This window comes from Stenotrophomonas sp. 1337, assembly GCF_031455455.1.
GTDB lineage: Bacteria > Pseudomonadota > Gammaproteobacteria > Xanthomonadales > Xanthomonadaceae > Stenotrophomonas > Stenotrophomonas indicatrix.
Window position 1 is genome coordinate 23,243 of record NZ_JAVDSR010000005.1, and the last position, 18,591, is coordinate 41,833.

The 18,591-nt window shown below is 67.3% G+C and carries 15 protein-coding genes; 7 read left to right on the plus strand and 8 right to left on the minus strand.

Annotated elements, in window-relative coordinates; translation table 11 throughout:
• Positions 1 to 57 precede the first annotated feature (57 nt).
• Positions 58 to 3,081: a triple tyrosine motif-containing protein gene (locus J2X70_RS08970; RefSeq protein ID WP_309909992.1), complete on the plus strand. Its 3,024-nt coding sequence runs from the start codon at positions 58 to 60 to the stop codon at positions 3,079 to 3,081.
• Entirely contained in the window at positions 3,074 to 3,727 is a 654-nt protein-coding gene (locus tag J2X70_RS08975) for a response regulator transcription factor (protein WP_032975280.1), read from the plus strand. The genes J2X70_RS08970 and J2X70_RS08975 overlap by 8 nt, the downstream gene beginning before the upstream one ends.
• A 589-nt stretch (positions 3,728 to 4,316) precedes the next feature.
• Here J2X70_RS08975 and J2X70_RS08980 read toward each other — a convergent pair.
• Positions 4,317 to 5,513, minus strand: a complete 1,197-nt coding sequence (locus J2X70_RS08980) for an MFS transporter (protein WP_025878523.1) — start codon at positions 5,511 to 5,513, stop codon at positions 4,317 to 4,319.
• A 94-nt stretch (positions 5,514 to 5,607) separates the two neighbouring features.
• On the opposite strand from J2X70_RS08980, the gene J2X70_RS08985 reads away from it, so the two are divergent.
• Positions 5,608 to 6,537, plus strand: a complete 930-nt coding sequence (locus tag J2X70_RS08985) for a LysR family transcriptional regulator (protein ID WP_025878522.1) — start codon at positions 5,608 to 5,610, stop codon at positions 6,535 to 6,537.
• A 15-nt stretch (positions 6,538 to 6,552) separates the two neighbouring features.
• Here J2X70_RS08985 and J2X70_RS08990 read toward each other — a convergent pair whose 3' ends face one another.
• Positions 6,553 to 8,019, minus strand: coding sequence for an amidohydrolase family protein (locus tag J2X70_RS08990; protein WP_032975277.1), 1,467 nt, complete (start codon positions 8,017 to 8,019; stop codon positions 6,553 to 6,555).
• A 49-nt stretch (positions 8,020 to 8,068) separates the two neighbouring features.
• The gene (locus tag J2X70_RS08995) at positions 8,069 to 8,770 is read right to left on the minus strand and encodes an ankyrin repeat domain-containing protein (RefSeq protein WP_309909996.1); all 702 of its coding nucleotides are present in this window, start codon (positions 8,768 to 8,770) and stop codon (positions 8,069 to 8,071) included.
• A 94-nt stretch (positions 8,771 to 8,864) separates the two neighbouring features.
• On the opposite strand from J2X70_RS08995, the gene J2X70_RS09000 reads away from it, so the two are divergent.
• Entirely contained in the window at positions 8,865 to 9,746 is an 882-nt protein-coding gene (locus J2X70_RS09000; RefSeq protein WP_032975274.1) for a LysR substrate-binding domain-containing protein, read from the plus strand.
• A gap of 570 nt (positions 9,747 to 10,316) precedes the next feature.
• On the opposite strand, the gene J2X70_RS09005 is transcribed toward J2X70_RS09000, so the two are convergent.
• A complete protein-coding gene (locus tag J2X70_RS09005; protein ID WP_099842774.1) occupies positions 10,317 to 11,477 on the minus strand; it encodes an amidohydrolase family protein in 1,161 nt (386 codons plus the stop codon).
• 184 nt (positions 11,478 to 11,661) lie between these two features.
• Here J2X70_RS09005 and J2X70_RS09010 point away from each other — a divergent pair, with 184 nt between their 5' ends.
• Positions 11,662 to 12,303: a hypothetical protein gene (locus tag J2X70_RS09010; protein WP_263929273.1), complete on the plus strand. Its 642-nt coding sequence runs from the start codon at positions 11,662 to 11,664 to the stop codon at positions 12,301 to 12,303.
• A gap of 27 nt (positions 12,304 to 12,330) precedes the next feature.
• Here J2X70_RS09010 and J2X70_RS09015 read toward each other — a convergent pair whose 3' ends face one another.
• Together J2X70_RS09015 and J2X70_RS09020 are read right to left on the minus strand one after the other, a co-directional pair.
• On the minus strand, positions 12,331 to 12,963 hold the full coding sequence (locus J2X70_RS09015) for a hypothetical protein (protein WP_032975272.1): 633 nt from the start codon (positions 12,961 to 12,963) through the stop codon (positions 12,331 to 12,333).
• Positions 12,964 to 13,072: 109 nt separating this feature from the next.
• A complete protein-coding gene (locus tag J2X70_RS09020) occupies positions 13,073 to 15,799 on the minus strand; it encodes a TonB-dependent receptor (RefSeq protein ID WP_309909999.1) in 2,727 nt (908 codons plus the stop codon).
• 219 nt (positions 15,800 to 16,018) lie between these two features.
• Between J2X70_RS09020 and J2X70_RS09025 the strand changes: the two genes are divergently transcribed.
• Positions 16,019 to 16,624, plus strand: coding sequence for a GNAT family protein (locus tag J2X70_RS09025; RefSeq protein WP_309910001.1), 606 nt, complete (start codon positions 16,019 to 16,021; stop codon positions 16,622 to 16,624).
• Here J2X70_RS09025 and J2X70_RS09030 read toward each other — a convergent pair.
• The gene (locus tag J2X70_RS09030; protein WP_223495375.1) at positions 16,621 to 17,394 is read right to left on the minus strand and encodes a CDP-diacylglycerol diphosphatase; all 774 of its coding nucleotides are present in this window, start codon (positions 17,392 to 17,394) and stop codon (positions 16,621 to 16,623) included. The genes J2X70_RS09025 and J2X70_RS09030 overlap by 4 nt on opposite strands.
• A 68-nt stretch (positions 17,395 to 17,462) precedes the next feature.
• Positions 17,463 to 18,125: a decarboxylase gene (locus J2X70_RS09035; protein ID WP_309910004.1), complete on the minus strand. Its 663-nt coding sequence runs from the start codon at positions 18,123 to 18,125 to the stop codon at positions 17,463 to 17,465.
• Between the two features lie 168 nt (positions 18,126 to 18,293).
• Between J2X70_RS09035 and J2X70_RS09040 the strand changes: the two genes are divergently transcribed.
• A complete protein-coding gene (locus J2X70_RS09040) occupies positions 18,294 to 18,587 on the plus strand; it encodes a hypothetical protein (protein ID WP_025878511.1) in 294 nt (97 codons plus the stop codon).
• Positions 18,588 to 18,591: the final 4 nt, after the last annotated feature.

Below are 18,591 nucleotides of genomic sequence, written 5' to 3' on the forward strand. Positions count from 1 at the left end.
GTACGCCTACCCCGAACGGGTCACCCCGGCCTGCCCCGCACCTGCCAGAATGACCGCATGCGTGGCCGCCCCTTCCCCTTCCTGCGTCGCCTGCCGGCGCTGCTGTCGTGCCTGCTGTTGTTGACTGCCCTGCCCGTCTTCGCCGTGCAGCAACCCGCAGTGAGCGATGGCATGCCCGGCTATCAGCACACCGCTTGGCGCGTCGGCCAGGGCGCCCCGGGGGATATCTGGGATATCGTCCAGGACCGCCAGGGCATGTTGTGGCTGGCGACGGGTTCGGGCCTGTACCGCTTCGACGGCCGGCGTTTCGAGCGGCAGGCCGCACCGGCAGGCACCCGTTTTCCCTCCACCAACATGGTTACCCTCGGCCTCGATGGCGGCGATGGTGGCCTGTGGATCGGCTACTTCCAGGCAGGCATCAGCCAGTTCACGCAGGAACGCCTGCGCAGCTTCGGCCGCCCGCAGGGCGTGCCGGTGGGTGTGGTCCCCCGCTTCGCGCATGACCGCAACGGCCGCCTGTGGGCTGCCGTCAATGGCGGCCTGCGCTGGTTCGATGGACGTCGCTGGCAGCAGCCGCCGGCTTCCTTCGGCCTGCCGCAGAGACGCGTGCAATGGGTGCTGCAGGACCGCCACGGCACGTTCTGGGTGCTGGCGGACCTGCAGATATGGCGTCGCCCTCCTGGCGCGGCCCGCTTCGAAGCCACCGGCATCGCGGTCTCGCAGATGGCCTCGCTGGTCGAGAGCCCGCTCGGCGAAATCTGGCTGGCCGACCGCGTGCGCGGCACGTCGCCGCTGGCCAACGCGCATGGCCTTTTGCCCGCCGAGGAACGTGAAGCACGGCGGCTGCCCGGACTGGTCGCCTCGCGCCTGCAGTTCACGGCCGACGGAGCTTTGTGGGCGACGCTCAGCCCGCACGGTGGCGTGGCCCGGGTCACCTTCGACGGCCAACAGGCTGTGCGCATGGAGCGCTTCGATGCCGCGCAGGGCCTTACCGCGACGTCGGCAGTGCCGGTCCTCGCCGATCGCGAAGGCAACATCTGGGTAGGCACCAACCTCGGCCTCAACCGCTTCCGTGCGCACAGCGTGCAGACCTTGTCCGTGGGCCCTACCGATCCCTACCGGTCATTGGTACGCGCCAGTGATGGCCGGGTGTATGGCTATGGCGAAGACCTGAAGCTGTTCGACCTGCGGCGTCCGCTGCTGGGCGGCAGTGCTGCGCAGCTGCAGGCCGCGGCACGGCAGGCACCCACTCCGGTGTGGCAGTTCGACTGGATCAATCTGGCGCGTACCGTCAGCGGCCACACCACCCTCATACCGCTGCCGGCACCGTTCACCGGGCAGCCACTGCACGCCCTGCTGTTTGCCGATGCGGACCAGGCCTGGGCCTGCGCCGGCGAGCGCGCGGTGCTGCACTACACGGACAACCGCTGGCGTCGCGAAACCCGGCTTCCCGAGCAGGCCTGTTCGTCGCTGGCGCGTACCGATGACGGTGCGCTGCTGCTGGGCTACGCCGATGGCACCCTGTGCCGCCTGCACGGCGGCACGGTCAACACCTTCGGCGCCACCGAAGGACTGTCGGTAGGCCCGGTAACCGCGTTGCTGCAGCACAAGGATCTGCTGCTGGTCGCCGGCGAGGCCGGCCTGGCCGCGCGTTCCGGCAACGGCCGCTTCCTGCCGGTGCGCACCGACATGGCCGGCGTGCTGGAAGGCATCACCGGCATGGTCGCCGATGCGAACGGGCTGCTCTGGCTCAATGGCAGCCGCGGCCTGGTGCGGTTGCAGGTTGCCACCCTGCGCAGCGCGCTGCGCAACGACCAGGCGATAGCCCCCCGCCTGTTCGACGCGGTTGACGGCATGCCGGGCATCGCCCTGCAGAGCGGCCCCATCCCCACTGCGGTACTGGCGGCTGATGGCCTGCTGTGGCTTGCCACCAATCAAGGGCTGGCGTGGCTGGACACGCGGCAGTCGCACATCAACACCATGGCGCCTGGCGTGCGCATCGGTGACGTGCTGTATGGCAGTACCCAGGCCCCGTTGCAGGAGGGACTGCGCCTGCCGGCCGGCACTACCCAGCTGCAGATCGACTATGTCGCGCTGTCGCTGGCGCGGCCGGAGCGCAACCGCTACCGCTACCGACTGTCCGGCGTGGACGACGCTTGGCAGGAGGCCGGCGCGAGCACGCGCGCCTATTACACCAACCTCGCGCCGGGCCATTACCGCTTCGAGGTGGAAGCAGCCAACGAAGATGGCATCTGGAGCAGCACGCCAGCCAGCCGCAGCTTCCACATCGCACCGACGTTCCTGCAGACCGCCTGGTTCAAACTGTTGTGCGTCTGCGTGGTGATGGCTGCGCTGGCGCTGGCCGTGCGGGTCCGCAGCCGGCAGCTGGCGGCATTGTTCCGCGCCCGCCTGCAGGAACGCAACGGCGAGCGCGAGCGCATTGCGCGCGATCTGCACGACACCCTGTTGCAGGGCAGCCAGGGACTCATCCTGCGCCTGCACGCCATCAGCCAGTCGGCACAGACACCAGAGCCGGTACGCACCCAGCTGGAATCGGCGATGCTGCTGGCCGAGCGCAATCTGGCCGAAGGCCGGGAACGGGTCAACGCGCTGCGCGACGCACCGTTTGCCGGCCGCGATCTCGCCTCTGCACTGGCCGACGTGCATGCCGAATATGCAGGCCAAGGCACCAATCCACTGCGCTTGACCATGGAAGGCACCCCGCCGCCGCTGCAGGCCGAAGCCGCCGAGGAAGTGTTCCTGATCGGGCGCGAGGCCATCCGCAACGCGCTGCGGCATGCGCAGGCCAGTGCCATCGAAGTGGAACTGTCCTACGGCACGCGCTGCTTCCTGCTGCATGTGCGCGACGATGGCGTCGGCATCGCCAATGACAATGCCGGCGGCGGACACTGGGGCATGCAGGGCATGCGCGAGCGCGCACAACGGCTGGGTGCGGAGCTGCAGTTGTGGACACGCCCCGGCCTGGGTACCGAAGTCGCACTGTCCGTGCCGGCCCGTCGCTTGTATCACCGACATCCATCGCGCTGGCGTTGGCCCTGGAGCAGAACCTCCCATGACTGAATCCCTTCCTCCCATCGGCGTGCTGGTGGTTGATGACCATCCGCTGTTGCGCGATGGCCTGGCCGCACTGCTCGGCGCACATGCCGACCTGCGCCTGCTCGGCGAAGCAGCCGACGGCGAGGAAGCCCTTGCCCGCTACCAGCAGCTGCGCCCGGATGTGGTGCTGATGGACCTGCAGATGCCACGCATGGATGGCGTGGAAGCAATCGTGCGGATCCGTGCGATCGATCCCCGCGCACGCATCATCGTGCTGACAACCTACCGCGGCGACGTGCGCGCCGTGCGCGCGCTGCAGGCCGGTGCCAGCGCCTACCTGCTGAAGGACATGCTGCGCCACGAACTGGTGGCCACCATCCGCACCGTGGCCAGTGGCCGCCGCGCACCGATACCGGCGGAAGTGGCGGCCAGCATCGCCGCGCACGTAGTGGAAGACCGGTTGTCGCCACGCGAAACCGAAGTGCTGCGCCACGTGGCCGGCGGCCTGTCGAACAAGCGCATCGGCGAACGCATGCAGATTTCCGAGCAGACGGTGAAGGCACACATGAAGAGCCTGATGGAAAAACTGGGCGTTGGCGACCGGACGCACGCGGTAACCCAGGCACTGCGTCGCGGAATCATCAGCCTGGATGACACCGGTCAGGAGTGAAGGGGCTTCGGCCGGGCTGCGCCCTGCACCCGCAGAGGCCGAAGCAACAGCAACAGCCGAAGCAACAGCAACAGCAACAGCAAAAGCCTGCATTCCTTGGGATGGCGGGGAGGGGACAGATGGCGGGGGACGCTGCAAGTACGTCCATGTAAGCTCGGTCGCGCCATCCATGGCGCTCACGCCCCCGCCATCTGTCCCCTCCCCGCCTCCGACAATTTCCCGCGATCTGTCGGAATGTCATGGCCTGCTCTTGGTGGGTGTCGACCTTGGTCGACACGTAGATCCACGCCATGCGTGGATGCTCTACGTTGAATTGTCGAAATATTCGATTTCGATTGGATTTGATCCAAGCGAAGCACAGATGGACCATCAGACACCGGAAAACTGTCGAAGGTGGGGCGGTGTCGGATTGCGGGGTGTCAGCCGCATGGATGCGGCTGCCAAGCCTACAAGGACGTACTTGCGGCGTCCCCGCCATCCGACACCGCCCCGCCCTCCACGGAATACCCGCTGTTGCTGTTGCTGTTGAGGTTGCCGGCCAGCGGCCGGCACTACAGCAGGTGCAGGGCGCAGGCCTGCCGAACCACCCTCAACGCAGACGGATCAGCAGGCTGCCACCGGCGCAGATCGTCGCCAGCCACGCCACGCCGTGCCAACCCCACTGCGCCAGCGCCAGGCTGCCCAACGCACCGCCGCCAGCCATGCCGATGAACATGCCGGTGAACAGCAGTGCATTGAGGCGACTGCGCGCCGGCGGCACCAGGCCGTAGACCAGGGTCTGGTGCGCGACCAGCGCCGACTGGAAACCGAAGTCGAACAGCAGCGCGCTGACCACCAGCAACGGCAGCAGCGCCACGGCCGGCAGCCACGAATCAACCAGCAACAACGCAAAGCCAACCAAGGCGACGGCAATCGCCAACCGCGCGACTGCAGGGCTGCCCAACCGATCTGCAAAACGACCGGCAACCGGTGCCGCCAATGCACCCGCAGCACCGGCAATGCCGAACGCACCCGCGGCGGCACTGCCCAGGCCCAGCCGTGCGTGCAGCATCAGCGCCAGCGTCGACCAGAACGCACTGAAGCCCACCGCCAGCAGCGACTGGCTGGCCACGGCGCGGCGCAGCTGCGGCTGCTCACGCCAGAGCGCCAGCAACGAACCCAGCAGCGCCGGATAACGCAGCGTACTGGTCGCAGCGAAGTGCGGCAGTGCGCGTGCCATCACCGCCCCCATCGCCAGCACCGAAAGCGCTGCCAGGCCGAACTGCACGCGCCAGCCCCAGGCTTCGGCCACCACGCCGCTGACCACGCGCGACAGCAGGATGCCCAGCAGCAGGCCGGTCATCACCCTGCCCACCACCTGCCCGCGCTGCGCATCCGGTGCCAGCACCGCGGCGGCCGGCACGATGTCCTGTGCCAGCGTGGCCATCAGCCCCACCAGCAGGCTGGCAACAAGAAGCCCCGGCAACTGGCCGGCCAAGGCGGCCGCCCCCAGGGCCAACGCCAGCAGCACCGACTTCAGCAGGATCAGGTTGCGCCGGTCGAAGCGGTCGCCCAACGGAGCCAGCAGCAGGATGCCCAGCGCATAGCCCAGCTGGGTCAGGGTCGGCACCAGGCCCACGGCACGCTCGCCCGCAGCCAGATCCTGCGCGATCAGGCCCAGCATCGGCTGGCTGTAATAGAGCGAGGCCACCGAAAAGCCCGCGCCAGCGGCCATGGCCAGCACCAGTGATGGGGCGGGCGCAGCGCGTGGCGCAGAGACGACGGTTGAGAGCGAGGGAGCGGGCATGGAAGGCACCAGGGAGAGAATTGGAGCCTAGCGTGCCTACATTCGCGATGCGTCTGTAGTAGGCTCAGCAACATACTTTACATACGCCATACGCATGAACGATCTCGCATCGGGCGGCGACCGCCTGGACCTGCTGCGTACCTTCCTGCGCATCGTCGACAGCGGCAGCCTTTCGGCCGCCGCCGTGCAGCTGGGCACCACCCAGCCCACCGTCAGCCGTCGGCTTCAAGCCCTGGAACGGCAACTGGGCCTGCGCCTGCTGCAGCGCTCTACCCACGGTCTGCTGCTGACCGAGGACGGCCAGCGCTGCCAACGCCATGCGCAGCGGGTGGTGGACGAATGGGAGGCGCTGCAGGCCGAGCTGCACGGGCAGACACAGAGGCTCAGCGGCCGCCTGCGGGTGATGGTGCCGCATGCGTTCGGCCAGGCACAGCTGCTGCCCACCATGCTCGACTTCCTGGCCCAGCATCCACAACTGAGCCTGGAGTGGATCCTCGAGGACCGCCGCCCGGACTTCATCGCCGAAGGCATCGACTGCGCGGTGCGGGTCGGCGCGGTCGATGAACCGCGCGTGGTTGCCCTGCCGCTGGCCGAAGTACCTCGCATTGTCGTGGCCGCACCGTCGCTGGCCGACGCAGAGTCGATCACCACCCCCGAACAGGCGCAGGCATTGCCGTGGATCTCGCTGGTCACCTACTACCGCGAACGTCTGCTGCTGCACGATGCGCAGGGCCGTGCGCACACGCTGTCGATCACGCCGCGCCTGCTGAGTGACAACCTGTTCGTGGTGCAGCAGGCCGCACGTGCGGGATTGGGGGCCGCAGTGGTGTCAGCCTGGCTGGTGGCCGAGGATCTGGCCGAAGGTCGGTTGGTGCAGCTTTTAGCGGACTGGCAGGCACCACCGCTGCCGGTGCATCTGGTGTTCCCCGCTGCGCGACAGCAACCGCTGCGCCTGCGCGCCTTCATCGATGCGATGAAAACCACGCTGCCGCAGCTGCATGGCATGCGGCCGGCACCGCGCTAGGCGCTACCGGCCGCATCACTGCGAAGCGTGGTCCTGCTTCGCCACGGCATTCCATGCAGCGACCTTTGCCTTGGTGTCGGCCAGCATCTTGTCCAGCGCCGCGCGATCGTACACATCACCGCGCAGGATCACGCTGTCGATCTTTTCGGTGGCAGCGATGTCCTGCAACGGGTTGGCGGTCAGCAACACCAGATCGGCCGCCTTGCCCGTGGCGACGCCGCCATAGCGCTGCATCTGGCCAAACCAGGCCGGGCCCGAACGGGTCGCGGCGGACAGCGCCTGCGGTGCGCTCAGGCCTTCCTTCACGAACAGCTGCAGTTCCTGGTGCAGGCCGATGCCGGGGTAGTTGAACGAATTGAGGAAGCCAGCATCGGTACCGGCAATGATCGTCACTCCCGCTTCCTGCAGCAGCGGCAGCACCGCAGCCACCTGGTGGTACTGCGCATGGCGCGCCTCGATCTGCGCCGGGGTGGCCTTGGCCGCGCGTTCGATGCGCCAGGTGTAGGTCGCGCGCAGGCCCGGGCCGATATAGGCCAGATACGGGTCGTTGGCGTGGTCGTCCTGGTCGAGGAAGTCGAGAATGCGGCCACCGTTGAGGGTCGGCGTCACGAATACGCCACGCTTGGCGAAATCACGGTAGGCATGCAGCGCGGTTTCGCGATCGAAGCTGGCGTCGAGCCGGCGGTTGGCTTCGGCGCGATCGATGCGCCCGGCGCCGAAATCGGCCGCGATCTGCGCCTCGTCCTTGCTGCCAGCCTTGAAGGCATAGTCCAGATGCTCGATCGAGGCCAGGCCCGCATCCACGGCCTGCTCCACCGTCAACGCCATCGGAATGTGGCCCGAGGCCTTGAGACCCGCCTTGCGCGCCGCGCTGGCCGAGTACAGGAACAGCTCTGGCGTCAGCGTGCTGTCGGTGATCTTCACGAAGTCGACCTTGTCGTGCTGCAGGCGCTCGATCGCCTTGTCCGCGTCGGCCTTGCTGCCCACTTCGATGGTGCCCTTCCAGACCGGCTTGATGCCTTCGATTTTCGCACCGGAGGTCAGCAGGCGCGGACCGAACAGCGTGCCGTTGGCGATGTCGCCGCGCCACTGCAGTACCTGCTGCGGAAGATCACCGGAGCAATCGCGGATCGTGGTGATGCCATGAGCGATGTACAGCGGCAGCAGCGCCTTGTTCTCTTCCACCAGCGCCGGACCACCACCGAAGTGCACGTGCATGTCCCACAGGCCTGGAATCAGGTACTTGCCCTTGGCGTCGATCTGCCGGCTGGCGCTCCACTGGCTGCGTAGCTGCGCATCGGGACCGACCGCGACGATGTCCTCGCCACGGATGACCACGCTCTGCCCGGGCACGCTGCGTGCGTGCTCGACATCGACCACCGTGGCGTTGCGGATCAGCAGATCGGCGCGTTCGGCGGCAGACGCCGACAGCGGTGCAACGGCAAGAAGGACGGCAAGGGACAACGGATGGGAACGGAACATGGACGGCATCCTGGTGGGCACGGCAGCGTGCGGGTGGAAGGGGCGGGTGTCAGCGCGTCGCGCCATGCTGGCGCAGCAGGGTTTCGATGTTGGTGTAGCCGCGTTGCTTGGCATGCGCCAGCGGCGTTACGCCGTCGCCATCGGCAAGCTCGGGGTTGGCGCCAGCGTCCAGCAGCAGCTGTACGATCTGCACGTGGCGCGGGCCGCCATCGCCAAGCAGGATCGCCTCCAGCAGTGCAGTCCAGTGCAGGCGGTTGACATGATCCACGGCCACGCCGGCGCGCAGCAGCGTACGCACGGTGGCGACGTGGCCGCGTTCGGCCGCAGGAATCAGCGCGGTACCGCCATAGCGGTTGGTGCTGCGCAGGTCTGCACCGTGGGCGAGCGTCAGCGCCAGGATCTCATCCAGGCCGCGCGCGCCGGCATACAGGTACGCGCTGTCCTGCATCGCGTCCTTGGCATTGACGTCGGCACCGGCCTCGATCAGTTCCCGCGCCGCGTCAACGCTGTTGCCGTGGGTGGCCAGCAGCAGGGCCGTGCGGCCCTGGCCGTCACGCGCCTCCAGATCAGCACCCGCATCCAGTGCCTCGCGCACGGCGCGGGCATCACCGCGGCTGGCGGCATCGCGCAGCTGCGCATCGGCGTCGCTTCGGGAAGTCGCCGTACACGCAGGGATGACCATGGCCAGCAGGCACAGCAGCAGCATGCGGGCCAATGGCGAACGGCGCTGCCGGGAGCGAGGGTGGTGCATCGTGACTCTCCTCATGCGCAATGGCGCCGGCCATTGCCGGCCCCTGCCCTGCATGGTAGAAGTCGGCACGGGTATCCAGAAGTGAAATGTTCAAATGCAAGACAGTGCCAAATCGAATAGAACAGTGTTCGAACTGGACCTGCTGCGGGCCCTGGTGATGGTCGCCGACTGTGGCAGCTTCACCACCGCGGCTACCCGCCTGCATTCAACCCAGTCCACGGTCAGCCAGAAGATCCGCCGCCTGGAGGAGCTTGCCGGCCACCGCCTGCTTGAACGCGGCCACCGCGACGTGCATCCCACCGACGCCGGGCACACCCTGCTGGGCTATGCCCGGCGCATGCTGGATCTGAACGAGGAACTGGCCCAGGCCTTGGCCGGCGCCACCGTGGAGACTGCGGTGCGCATCGGCGTGCCGGAGGACTTCGTGAACCCGCAGACCACGCGCATGCTGGCCGCCTTCAGTCGCCGCCACCCGCAGGTCAAGCTGGAAATCAGCAGCGGCCTCAGCCGTGATCTGGCCCATGGCTTCGACCATGGCGAGCTGGACCTGGTGCTGGTCAAGCAGCGTCGCAACACCCGCCAGGCCGTGCACTGCCGGCGCGAACCGATGCATTGGATCGACAGCCTGCGCAGCAGCAGCCTGCAGCAGGACCCGCTGCCACTGGTCACCTTCCCGCCGCGCGGGCTGTACCGCGACGAGATGATCCAGGCCGTCGAGGCTCTGGGCCTGCGCTGGCGCATCGCGTTCACCAGTTCCTCGCTGAGCGGCATCCAGGGCGCGGTGGCCGACGGCATCGGCATCAGCCTGCTGCCACGGCGCGCGGTCAACCGCGAACACCGCATCATCGATGGGCAGCGCGACCTGCCCCTTGTCGACAACTACGAGATCGGCCTGCTGCATCGCGCCGATGCCGATGATGCGGTGCGTGCGCTGGCCAGCGAGTTGTGGCGACAGGTGCAGCGCGAGCCGGAATAGTCGGCAGGGCTGCGCCCTGCACCGCATTGGTAGTGCCGGCCGCTGGCCGGCAACCTCAACGGCAACGGCAACAGCAACAGCTGGTTTCCTGTGGGGTGGCGGGGTGGGTCCGGTTGCGGGGGACGCTTCAAGTACATCCCTGTAAGCTCGGTCGCCGCATCCATGCGGCTCACGCCCCCGCAACCGGACCCACCCCGCCTTCGACAGATCTCCGCGAGCTGTCGGGACGGCGCTCTGTGATGCTGTTGGCAGGTGTCGACCTTGGTCGACCAGTAGATCCACGCCACGCGTGGATGCTTTTCGAGATATTCGATTTCCAATGGAGATTCATCCACGCATGGCGTGGATCTACTGGTCACCGGGAACCTGTCGAAGGCGGGGCGGTGTCGGATTGCGGGGCATCCGCGCCATGGATGGCGCTGCCGAGCCTACAGGGACGTACTTGCGGCGTACCCGCAATCCGACACCGCACCGCCCTCCCACGGCATGCCGCTGTTGCTTTGGCTGTTGCTGTTGAAGTTGCCGGCCAGCGGCCGGCACTACCAGGTGCTACCGGGCACGGCCCGGCCGCTACAGCCAACGGCCGTCGACCACCACGCGTCGCTCGGCCGGCACTGCGGCCACCGCCGCCGGGCCATGGTCGGCACGCACCGCCACGAAGGTAGCCGGACGACCTTCTGCAATGCCGTACTGCGGCAACCCGATCACCTCCGCCGCATGGGTGGTGACCATGTCCAGCGCCAGCATCAGGTCCGCATCGGTGTAGAAGCCCGACCGATAGCCCAGCAGCATCGCCCGCTGCAGCAGGTCGCCATTGCCATAGGGCCACCAGCAGTCACGGATGTTGTCGTTGCCGGCGAACACGCGCACACCGGCGTCGTGCAGAGCACGCAGCGGCGGGAACGGATGGTCGCCCGGCGCATTGCTCATGATCGCTACGCCTGCGGCAGCCAAGGCCTCACCCACCTGCAGCGCCCGCGCCAACGGCACCTCGCCCAGCGCATAGGCGTGACTGACCGCCACCCTGCCCTGCAGGCCCGCCGCGCGTGTGCGCGCGGCGATCCGCAGCAGCTGCGCCAGCCCGGTCTCGCCCGGCTCGTGCAGATGGATGTCCAGACGCACGCCATAGCGCTCGGCCAGCCCGAACAACAACGCAAGCTGGCCTTCGGCATCCCCGTCCAGCGTGCTCGGGTCGATGCCTCCAAGCACCTCCACCCCGGCAGCAATCGCCTGTTCCAGGATGACCGCCGTACCCGGGCACGACATCACGCCCGCCTGTGGGAATGCCACCCACTGGATGCGCATGATGTCGGCACAACGCAGCGCCGCTTCACGCACCGCCTCCAGGTGACGCAGGCCGGTGCTGCCATCGATATCGACGTGGCACCGCATCGCCACCGTACCGAATCCGCTGCACTGGCGGATCAGGGCCTCGGCACGATCGGCCATGGGTGCGGCGGTAGCAATCGCGGCTTTTTCCACCGCCAGACGCTCGCGCAGGCTGCTCACCGGCTGATGCGGATGCCAGCGGTCGCCGACGAAACTCTTGTCCAGGTGGATATGGCCGTCGACCAGTCCAGGCAGCAGGGTAAAGCCGGTCAGATCGACGCTTTCGGCTCCCTGTGCTGCTGCATTGTCGCCATTGATGCCGACAAACCGGCCATCACGGATGTGGAAACGCAGCGGGGCACCGTCGCGATCGACGCCGCCATGGACGAACTGCAGGGTCATCAGGTTCTCCCGGAAAGCCAACACTGGCGCCATCCTGCCCGCCGCCGCGTCCATCGGCCAACGAAATATCTGCATGCCATGCATTCACCGGCACGATGAATCCCGTCCGCGACCGTGCGCCGCAGGGACGCCGGATACACGCCTGAACGGGTAACATGGGCGCCTGTTTCCGCTGTGATGCCGCATGGGCCCGTCCGACCGCCACGATCGTCTTCGCCGCTGGCAGGCCGCGTCCCTGCTGGCCGCTGCCCCGATCGCCAGCCTGTCCGCCACCGATGCCAGCGCCAGCGCGCCCCTGCAGGCGCCGCCGGGCCAGCAGCGGATTGCCTCCGCCGCGCTGGTGGAGGTACTGCACCAGCGCGTGCTGGCCGGCCAGAGCGCCACCGCCACCCTGGAAAGCTGGTGCGCCGAGCACGGCCTGGCCGAGCAGGCCCGGGTCCGTGCCGTGCGTGTGCACGGCCAGGACAAGACCGCGCCGGCCGACGTGCTGAAGGCCCTGGGCGCCACTGCCTCCACGCCCCTGCGTTACCGGCGCGTGCAGCTGGCCTGCGGCAGCCGCGTGCTGTCCGAGGCCGACAACTGGTACCTGCCCGACCATCTCAGCCCGGCCATGAACCAGGTCCTGGACACGACCGACGAGCCGTTCGGCCGCGTGGTCGGTCCGCTCGGCTTCCAGCGCCAGACCGTGACCGACCAGACGTTCTGGCCGCCGCGCGGCGAAGGCGACCATGGTGTGATCCTGGAAGTGCGCGCGCTGCTGCGCGACCGCCAGCAGCAGCCTTTCAGCTACGTCATCGAGTCGTACCTGGTGCAGGCGCTGCCGTAACGTTTCATCCGCCCGGCATGTCCCGACCTACTGGGTGGTGATGCCATTGGCAGCCGGATCGGTGGAGAACACGAAGCGTCCCGAATGCAGGTTCCGGCCCAGGGTGTACTCGGCCGTTGCGAATGCATAGACGGGAGGCGTGTTGCCCTTCCCGAAGGAGCGCGCCCAGGCGCTGAAACCGTCTTCGGTCCGGCTGCGGATCTCGCCGAGGCACAAGCTGTAGCCGCATGCGAACGAGACCACGTCCGTATTCCCGTCCAGCGCCGCAGTCACCGCTGACCTGTACAGCCCGGTCAGATCCTGTGCTTCCGGTTGGCGTGCGGCATCCTGCTCGAATTGGCTGACCGCCTGTGCGAATGCTCTGTTGGAACCGACCACCGCATGGAATCGTTCAACGGACATCGCCCCCTCACTCAACAGGCTGCGCTCGCCGGTGAGGAACGTTCCTTCCGCTGGCTTGGCCGCCGCAGCAATGACTGCAGACCCGGGCGAAGCGGGAGCGGTGTGCAGGGATGTTGCAGCATCGCGTATCCGTGTTGCTGCCTCAACCCGGTCGGCAGGCGCCATCGTGGCATCCTGGGCAGCGGCTGCCGGTGCTTCTTCTTTGCTGCTGCAGCCCGCGACTGCGAGCACCACAACCATCAGATGACGAACGTCCATGCGTTGTTTCCTCCCTGCTGATTGGGTGAGCATGCCATTGCTTGGCGCTGGAAGCGAAGTGCCACACAAAGAAAGGCCCGGCAATGCCGGGCCTTTCGTTTTGCATCGCTTAACGGAACCGGTAATCCAGCTGCACCCAGAACTGACGGCCATACGGGTCGTAGTTGCCGACCGGATAGAAGGGCCAACCGCCACCGTTCTTGTCTGCCGGCGGGCGGCTGTCGCGCAGGTTGTTGACGATCACGCCCACCGACAGGTTTTCGCCGAACTGGCGGAACACGCTGGCGTTGTAGGTCATGTACGGTGCGATGCGGCCACTGCCATCGGTCTTGGGCAGCGAGCCGAAACGGTTGCCATACAGCGTCGTGGTCCAGTCGCCCTGGTTCCAGGTGATGCTGCCATTGGCCTTGCTGCGCCACTGGTAGTCATCCAGCGAATTGCGGATGTCGCGCACTTCGTCATCGGCGAACTGCTTGTACTCATGCTCCAGCACCAGGGTGTAGGTCAGGCGCGTGGTGAAGCGGCCATAGCGACCCGCATCGAAGCGCCAGTTGCCCTTCAGGTCGATGCCGCGCACCGACTCCGATGCCGCATTGATCGGGTTGATCAGTACGCGGGTCACCTGGTCCGGCTGCACGGTGGCAGTGGAGGGGTTGCGGATCACCCGCGACAGCGCGTCCTGGCACAGCGACGAGCTGACGTCGCGCGCTTCGCCGCCGAGAGTACGGCCCAGCCGGCAATCGGCCTCATCACGCAGGATGCGGCTGGTGTCGAGGCTGGTCACTTCGTTGTCGATGCGGATGTCGTAGTAGTCGGCGCTGAAATCCAGCCCGGACAGTGGCGACCAGACCACGCCGAAGCCATACGACTTGGCCGACTCGGGCTGCAGCTGCGGGTTGGCGCGGTTGCTGTAGTCGATCGACAGGCCGTTGTAGTCGCAGTTGTCATAGGATTGGCCGGCGGTGCGGCAGCGCCAGTAGTCGGTCATGCCGGGGTTGTAGCCACGGGTCTCGGTGGCGAACACATAGTTCATGTCCGGCGCACGGAAGCTGGTGGCCGCGGTGCCGCGGATCAGCAGGCTTTCGATCGGACGGAATTCGACACCGAAGCTCCAGGTCGCCTTGCCGATATGCTCGCCGCCGGCGCGGTACTGGTCGTAGCGACCTGCCAAGGTAGTGGTCAGCGACTGCAGCAACGGCAGCTGCAGTTCAACACCGGCCGCGTAGCGGTCACGTTCGCCACCAGCACCGATGCCGGCGCTGGTGTTCCAGAATTCGCCGGTGCCCAAGCGCGGGTCCGGGCGATTGCGGTAGCCCTGGCTGCCCGCTTCGACCACCGCGGCCAATGCGGCATCGCCACCGGGCAACGCGAACAGGCGGCCGTTGACCGTCGCGCTGAAGGTCTGCAGCCACGCGGCATTGCGGCTTTCCTGGTAGTCGGACAGGCGGCCGTACTCGTCGGGCGTCAATGGCTGGAACAGGCGCGCAGGGTCTGGTGCATAGACCTCCACGCCGTTGCGCACGCCCAGCTGCGGGCCCAGCAGGTACTCGTTGATGCCGGCCAGCAGCACCGGGCGGCGCGTGCGGTTCTCGTAGCGTGAGCGGCTGTAGACGGCCTCGTAGTCCCAGCCGCTGTCGCCGATCTGGCCCCGCGCACCGACGTTGAACGACCACGAGCTTTCCAGGAAGCGGTTGGCATTGCGCGGCAGGCCGCCGATTTCCTCCGGCGCGAAGCGGCGGTACCAGCTCTCCAGGTTGCCCGTGTTCTGGTTGTAGAAGTAGTTGCGTGACGAGGTCCAGGTGGGCGCACGGGTATTGTTGTTGATCCGTGCGCTGCCCAGCGCGACATCCGCAAACAGGTCGGTGGTGTCGTTGACGTGGAAGGTCAGCAGGCCGTAACCGTTGAGGTTGCGCTTCTCGGTCTGCACGGTCCAGTAACTGGCAGCGGCTTCGTTGCTGCCGCAGTACCAGCCCTGGCGCGGGTTGTTGGCGCGCAGCACGCTGCCACCGTAGATGGACGAAGCCGCATCGCAGCCGGCGGTGCCCGGATCGATGTTGCGACCGGTGGCTGCATTGCGACGATAGGCGACGGCCGTCGGCTGCGGCGCCTTGCCGGTGGGGTCATCGTCCAGCGAATCCATGAAATCGCGCTGGCGCGCATGGATCGCCTTGCGCACGTCCAGTTCGAAGCCGAACAGGCCTTCCCAGCGTTCGCCCGAGCTGCCTCCCACCACCTGCACGCGCTGGTTGTCACCACCGCCCTGCTGGGTGCCGCCGGCACGCACGTTGACGTCCACGCCGTCGAAGCGGTCCTTGAGGATGATGTTGACCACGCCGGCGATGGCATCGGAGCCATACACCGCAGACGCCCCTGCGGCCAGCACCTCGATGCGCTCGATCAGCGCACTGGGGATGTTGGCCAGGTTGACCACGTTCACCGAGCCTTCGTAGGCCAGCGGATAGTCGGCCTGGCGGCGGCCGTTGACCAGCACCAGCGTGCGGTTCGGGCCCAGGCCACGCAGGTTGATGGTGTTCGCCGCCGGGGTGAAGGTATTGCCGAAGTCCTCGCCCTGCACGTTGCCGGTGTTCTCGGTGAGCGCGCTCAACGCATCGAATGCATTGCGATAGCCCTGCGCATCGATCTGCTCGCGGCTGATCACCGTGACCGGCGACGGTCCCTCGACACTGGCACGCGGGATGCGCGAGCCGGTGACCTTCACTTCCTGCAATGAGGTGGGTGCGCTTTCCTGCGCGAAGGCGGGCAAAGAGGCCAGCATCAGGGACGACAAGGCAAGCACCAGCGGACGCGGGCGCAGCGCCAGGGGAGAGGCGGACATGGGCTTCCTGGGGGAGTTGGGCGGGTGGTCCGGGGCGCTGGCGACGGTGTGCGCATAACGATCCCGTAACGAAAGTGTCCTGAACGGATGGTTGCAACGGAAATGACCAGGCTTGATGGCGTTATGCCTGAACCGAATCAGACCGCAGCCAGCGACCGCGCCGCATTTGCAACTTCTTTCATTGTTCCCCCTCGCCGGCCTGCGGCATCGTCCCACCCCATGAACCGGTATTTCCCTACTTCCCTGCCACCGCTGCGACCGGTGCTGCGCCGCCACCTCCTGCTGCTCCAGCACGGGCCTGTGGTGCTGCGCCCGTTGCAGCGTTCAGACCTTTCCGCCTGGCGTCACCACTATCGTCAGGTCGAACGCAGCGGCAACCCGCCTGACCATTTCGATGCCGAAGCCCATTTCCTCTGCGGTGTTCAGCGTTCGCAGCTGCAACACGACAACGATCAGTTGCTGCTGGGCAGCTTCGACGCAGCGGGTGAGCTGCTGGACCAGTTGAACCTGCGCCTGCATTGCGCGCATGCGCGCAGCGTTGAACTGCGTTGGCTGCATGCCGCAGGCTGTCCCCAGCGGCGGCAGCTGCACGCTTCGTTGCAGGCGCTGTGCACGTTCCTGTTCGAACAGGTGGGCATCCGTCGCCTGTTCGTGCTGCTGCCGCCCGATGCAGGCAGCGCTCTGGTCGCTACCCTGCAGGCGATCGGCTTCGAGCGCGAAGGCCTGCTGCGCGACCACCACCTGGATATCGAAGGCTGGCAGGACCGCCAGCTCTACGCCCTGACAGCCCCTGCCTGGCTGCAACGGCAGTCAGCAGAGAACTAGCGCACCCGCTCCAGCGAAGCATCCGCGCCGGTCAACACGCTGCAGGCATGGTCCTGCAGCTCCTCGGCGCTGGCATCGTTGTCGCTGCCGGGATCCAGCTGCGTGGCCAGCAGGATGAAACCCGGCGCGCCGTGCACGTCCTCGTGTCCCGCCACCAGCAGGCTCCATTGGCCAACCCTGTCCACACCGCTCAGGCCATAGGCCAGCAGGTTGAGGGGATTGGCAGTCAACGCCTCGCCCGGCAGCAACCGCGCCTGGTATTGATGGCCGCGCAGCCGTACTGGCAGCGGTGCCCACTGTGTGCCGAGGGCCGCGCGATTGTCTTCCAGCGCCCGCAGCACGTCGGCGCGCAGGCAATCGACGTGGATGTGCAGCTGGTGCTGCGAACGTCCATGCGGCGAGTTCAATGCCAGGCTGGCGACGCTGCGCGGCAACCGCTGGCCAAGTGCCTGCTCGGTACGAGCGCGGGCCTGCCAGGCGGCAGCAAAGTAATTGGGTGCCCCGCGCCGGTACAACGCGGGACTTTCGATGCCACTGACCTTGTCCAGTGGCATCAGCAGGAACTGATAGCGGCCGTGCGCGTCCTTGACCAGCACATCGCGGTGATCAACGGCCGGGCGCACCTGCAGGCAATCGCCCCGTGGCGACTGTGCGCCCTGGCAATCACGTTCGATCAGGCGCCACAGCGCATCCGAGTGGGCCGGTGGCGGCGCAGGGGGCACGCTGGCACAACCGGCCAGCAACAGCAGGGGCAGCAACAGAAATCGCACGGCAACAACTCGCAGGATCAGGCGCGCAGGCAGCGCCGCGCGCCATTCTAGCCAGTGGGATGTGGCAATCAGTAGGTGCCGAACGGCACTTCAACCACGACCGGGGCGCCGGCAGGCAGCACCTGCAGGGTGTACCGGTCCAGTGCGCCGTCATCATCGGCCAGCGGCTGGCGGTGGAACTGCAGGCGATAATGGCCCTCGCCCACGCGCACCTCGGTGCCGTCGACAGCCAGCGCGGCAGCGTCGGGCAGCAGCAGCCCGCCCAGGTCGCTGTAGGCACCGGCAACATCGGCGAAACCATAATCGGCCAGTTCATCCACCCGCTGCATCGCATAGACATGCGGCAGATACGGGCGCGCCGGGCTGCGGCCGTTGCTCAGATCGGTCACCCCGGCCTGCGGCAGGTGGTACTGCTCGCGCAGCGCGGCAACACCCAGCGACTCGCTGGCCACCTGCAGGCAGCACACCGTGCGCTTGCCTTCACGGTCGAGGATGGCGAAGCGATCACCACGGGTTGCGGCCTGCGGCAGCATCGCGAACGCCAGGTTGCGCTGCGCCGGCTGGTAACCGGCTTCGGTCTGCAGGTTGCGCCAGCCACCAAATACCGGCGCTTCGGCCGCCGGCGCTGGCGTCGGTTCGGCAGCCATGGCTGCCACTGCCATGCAGAGCAACGACAGCACTGCCGTCGCCTTCACTGCGTTCTGCCTGCCACGGAAACTGCCTGACCTCATACCGGACCCAACACCTGCACCGGAGTGGCCCGGCCTGCCCGCCGGCACGTTGCCGGCAACGCCGGCCACTATGCAGTGCGGCGGCCGCGCGGGCAATGACCCGAACGCTGCCGGGTTTTGCGCGGTCAGTGCTATCGTGCCGCCAATCCCCTGCGCAGGAGCGCCCGCATGACCATCCGCCTGACTCTGTTGCTGCCCGCCTCGGCCTTGTTGCTGTCGGCCTGTGTCAGCACTCCCGGCCCGGAGGTCAAGGGCAGTGGCCGCTGCGATGCCAGCCAGCTGGGCTGGGCCATCGGCCAGCCCGCCAACGAGCCGAACATCCGCCGCCTGTCCAGCGAAAGCGGCGCCGGCATGGTCAACCCCATCGGCCCGGCCACCATCACCACCAAGGACATCCGCCAGGACCGCCTGCGCGTGTTCGTGGACAAGGACAACATCATCACCGCCACCCGCTGCGAGTAAGCGC